Here is a 3845-nt window from a genome sequence, read left to right on the forward strand (position 1 = left end):
GATGGGGGGATGGGGAAGATAGGGGAGATGGGGGAGATGGGGAAAACCAAAAAATATATATTATTCCCGATTCCCGATTCCCGATTCCCTGTTCCGGAGTTCCCAGTTCCGGAGTTCCCTGTTCCCTTGTTCACAAACAACTAACAACCAACAAAAAAATGACTAAATTAATTGTAGCCACCAGTAATGCGGGGAAAGTGAGAGAGATGGAGGGGTATTTGCAGGGGGTGGGGGTGGAGTTGCACCTGAAACCGCCGGAATTGGAGATTGAGGAGACGGGGGCCACGTTTCAAGAGAATGCGGAGTTGAAAGCCTCTCAGGTGGCGAAGGCGTTGGGGGAGTGGGCGATCGCAGATGATTCTGGATTGTCTGTACGGGCGTTAGACGGCGCACCTGGCCTATTTTCGGCTCGGTATGGGGCAACAGATCAAGAGCGCATCCAACGGCTCTTAAATGAACTCGGAGACAGCACAGATCGGACGGCGGAATTTATTTGCGCGATCGCAATTTCTCGACCCAACGGCCAAATAGCCCTCACCACCCAAGGCATCTGTCCTGGAGAAATTTTACACGCCCCCAGAGGCACAGGAGGCTTTGGCTATGACCCCATCTTCTACGTCCCCGACTCTCACCTCACCTTCGCCGAAATGACCCCCCAGCAAAAAGACAAAATTAGCCACCGGGGACGAGCCTTTCAACAACTCCTACCCCAATGGCCAAAACTTGGTTAAACTAGGACTACTTTAAAACGAGGTTTCTCTAATTTCCTCGTCTGATCTCGACCACTAGACCGCCTCGAGATTTTTCTCTCCCGTCCGGATGCGGACAATTTGTTCCACAGAGTTAATAAAGATTTTGCCGTCTCCAATTTCTCCCGTTTTAGCCGCATCAATGATTTTATCGACAACCATGTCAACCTGATCATCTTCAACGACAATTTCCACTTTGAGTTTTTGCAGAAACTCAACCGTATATTCCGAACCGCGATATCGTTCCGTTTGGCCTTTTTGTCGTCCAAAACCGCGAACCTCAGAAACTGTCATACCGACAATTCCCGCATTCACGAGGGATATCTTCACTTCATCGAGTTTAAAGGGGCGAATGATGGCTTCTACTTTTTTCAAGGGTTCAACTCCTCAACAAATTCAGCGTGTACCTTTTTAAACTTATAAAACAAGCATGACACTTTCTAGCACCGCAAATTGAGAGATTTTGTAAAAGTTGGCACATTTTGGGGGTTCAGTATCTCAAATTATGCAGTTTAGTGTCCTTTGCGCTATATTCTAACCTTTTACCATTGAATGCTTAGGAAATGTTTGGTCTTGACCTCCCCTACCTCATTTTGACCCATCTCTCAAAGGTTTTCAGTATCTCTGTGTACTGTTTCCCGGCGACCCAGACCAGATCATTATGCTGGGCTCCTTCGACCCACAGGGCAAGTTTGGGGTCATTAGCCACAGTATACAGGGTTTGACTGTGGTGGAAAGGAACCGTTTGATCCGCTTTCCCGTGAATAAACAAAACAGGGACTTGAATTTCCGGGAGTTTCGCCCGATTCGGGAATTTATCAAAAGGTAAAATAGGGAAGGGAACAACCACCCGAAAGGCAGAGGTAAAGGCACTTTCAACAATCACCCCGCCCACAGTTTCACGACTGGCCAAGTCAATAGCAGAACCGCCCCCCACAGACCGCCCAAAAACGATAATCTGGTCTGGGGGAATCTCTAGGGTTTCCGTGAGATACCCATAAGCAGTGTTAATATCCTCATAGGCATTAGCTTCACTGGGTTGCCCTTCACTGAGTCCATACCCCCGATAATCATAGGCAAAAACGCTAAATCCGGCATCGTAGAGGAGGTTTAAGACGGGTTGAATCTGGCCCAGGTCTTCTGCATTGCCGTGGACATAGAGGAGGGTATAATGGGCATCTGGGTTAGGGAGATGAACCGCCGCAATTTTTTCCTCATCGGGAGTCGTTAATTTTAAAATCTCCTCCCCTAAAATACCGCCCCCCTCGCTGTAACTCACCGGAGGAGGGTGAAAAATCATACTGTCGGCCCGCCAGAAGACATATCCCGCAAAAAACAAATAAATAAAAATGAGAGACCGAATGAGACGTTGCCAAGTAAAATCCCCAATTAACAGTTTTCGGAGTTGGGAGGAGGACATCATAAGGGTAAGCATTCAGCTATCAGTTGTCAGCTATCAGCTTAAAACACTTACCTCGCTTGTTGGTCGATGGGAGACAAGCGCAGTTTTTCCTCGCTATCCCAAGGGGGGACAGGCCATCTTGCCTCTTTACGGTTTACTGCTTACTATAAACTCTCCAGGAACTCCAAATTCCTGATAATGAGCCAAACCCCTTGCTAGGATTGACCTTTGGACTTATTACGAGACTACTGTCATCCCTGCCCAGAGCAAGTCCCTGTTTCGGAGTTCCCAAATTATTGTTTATTGTTAATTGTTTATTATCCACCGATTAAAATGTCTCAAGATAACCAACTCTACGAAGGCAAAGCCAAAATTCTCTATGCCACCGATGACCCTAACATCCTCTTAACTTACTTTAAAGACGATGCCACCGCCTTTAACGCCCAAAAACGGGGCCAAATTGTCGGGAAAGGGGAAGTCAACTGTCAGGTTTCGGCAGCCCTATTCCAATATCTGGAAGGCAAAGGCATTCCCACCCACTATCTCGACTGTCCCAGTCCGAAAGAAATGCGGGTTCGTAATGTAAAAATTATCCCCCTGGAAGTCGTAGTGCGGAATATTGCCGCCGGGAGTCTGTGTAAACAAACTGGGCTGCCCCTTGGTCAAGTGCTGTCCCGGCCCTTGGTGGAATTTTACTACAAGAAAGATGAACTAGGTGATCCGCTGTTAACCCGCGATCGCCTCACTCTCCTCAACCTGGCCACCCCCGACCAGATCAACCAACTGGAAACAAATGCACGGGAAATCAATCAACACTTAAAAACCATCTTCGATGACTGTGGCGTAACCCTCGTTGATTTTAAACTAGAGTTCGGCCTCGATGCCCAAAATCAACTCTATCTGGCAGACGAAATTAGTCCCGACACCTGTCGCTTGTGGGACAAAACCGAAACAGATCCCCAAAAACGAGTGTTAGACAAAGACCGCTTTCGTCAAGACCTGGGCCAAGTGGAAGACGCTTATCAAAACATCCAAGACCGAGTGTTAAACTGGATGTCGCGTTTTTCTTAAACTTGTATTGCTTCTCGGTAAACTTAATGTCGGTGTGTGGACGTGCAAAACGGAACAAAACAAATGCGCTTATCTCCTTTCTTTCTTGTCTTTTTGACGGCTTCAACTACCTTGGGGACGACTTATCCTGCTCGGGGAAATGAACTAGGTTCCACCCAAGATGAACAGAATGATCTCCCTAAGCTGGCCAAATTCAGCCCCGTCACTGCCAATAACAGTGACTTACCTCTCCTTCAAGGGACATCTTCTCTTACCACTTGGTTGGCGGTGACTCCGGATAACTTTAAGACTCACCTCACCCTAGAACCCCGTGAGGACTCTCTCTCCTTTGACCTAGGGACGGCCTTCATCCCAGACCCCCCATTGGTGAATGGGGACTCTTTCCCCTTGGCAGACCTCCCAGAGATTGAGGTTTCTCCCCTCCCCCAGACAACGGTGGCCTTTCCCGATACTGCCCAACTGGAGACCCCCGAAGAAACGGAAGTCTTTCCCGAAACCGCCCAACTGGAGACCCCCGAAGAAACGGAAGTCTTTCCCGATACTGCCCAACTGGAGACCCCCGAAGAAACAGAGACCCCCTCAGAGTCGTCCGTAACTCAGGACTTTCCCACCTCTCCCAACAC

The 3845-nt window shown here is 48.4% G+C and carries 4 protein-coding genes and 1 pseudogene; 3 read left to right on the plus strand and 2 right to left on the minus strand.

Annotation, left to right across the window (positions count from 1 at the left end; translation table 11 throughout):
• Nucleotides 1-158: 158 nt before the first annotated feature.
• Nucleotides 159-731, plus strand: coding sequence for an RdgB/HAM1 family non-canonical purine NTP pyrophosphatase (gene rdgB / locus PN462_RS00180; RefSeq protein ID WP_443029018.1), 573 nt, complete (start codon nucleotides 159-161; stop codon nucleotides 729-731).
• 54 nt (nucleotides 732-785) lie between these two features.
• Here the strand turns inward: rdgB and PN462_RS00185 are convergent, their stop codons facing one another.
• Both PN462_RS00185 and PN462_RS00190 read right to left on the minus strand, forming a co-directional pair.
• Complete coding sequence (locus tag PN462_RS00185; RefSeq protein WP_272125782.1) at nucleotides 786-1124, minus strand: P-II family nitrogen regulator; 339 nt, start codon at nucleotides 1122-1124, stop codon at nucleotides 786-788.
• Between the two features lie 208 nt (nucleotides 1125-1332).
• Entirely contained in the window at nucleotides 1333-2169 is an 837-nt protein-coding gene (locus PN462_RS00190) for an alpha/beta hydrolase (RefSeq protein WP_443029019.1), read from the minus strand.
• Nucleotides 2170-2484: 315 nt separating this feature from the next.
• Between PN462_RS00190 and purC the strand changes: the two genes are divergently transcribed.
• Together purC and PN462_RS00200 are read left to right on the plus strand one after the other, a co-directional pair.
• Entirely contained in the window at nucleotides 2485-3222 is a 738-nt protein-coding gene (gene purC, locus PN462_RS00195) for a phosphoribosylaminoimidazolesuccinocarboxamide synthase (protein WP_272125785.1), read from the plus strand.
• Nucleotides 3223-3285: 63 nt separating this feature from the next.
• Nucleotides 3286-3845, plus strand: a pseudogene (locus PN462_RS00200) (hypothetical protein); the annotation flags it as partial.

It is taken from the genome of Spirulina sp. CS-785/01 (assembly GCF_028330525.1).
Taxonomy (GTDB): Bacteria; Cyanobacteriota; Cyanobacteriia; order Cyanobacteriales; family Spirulinaceae; genus JAQMSD01.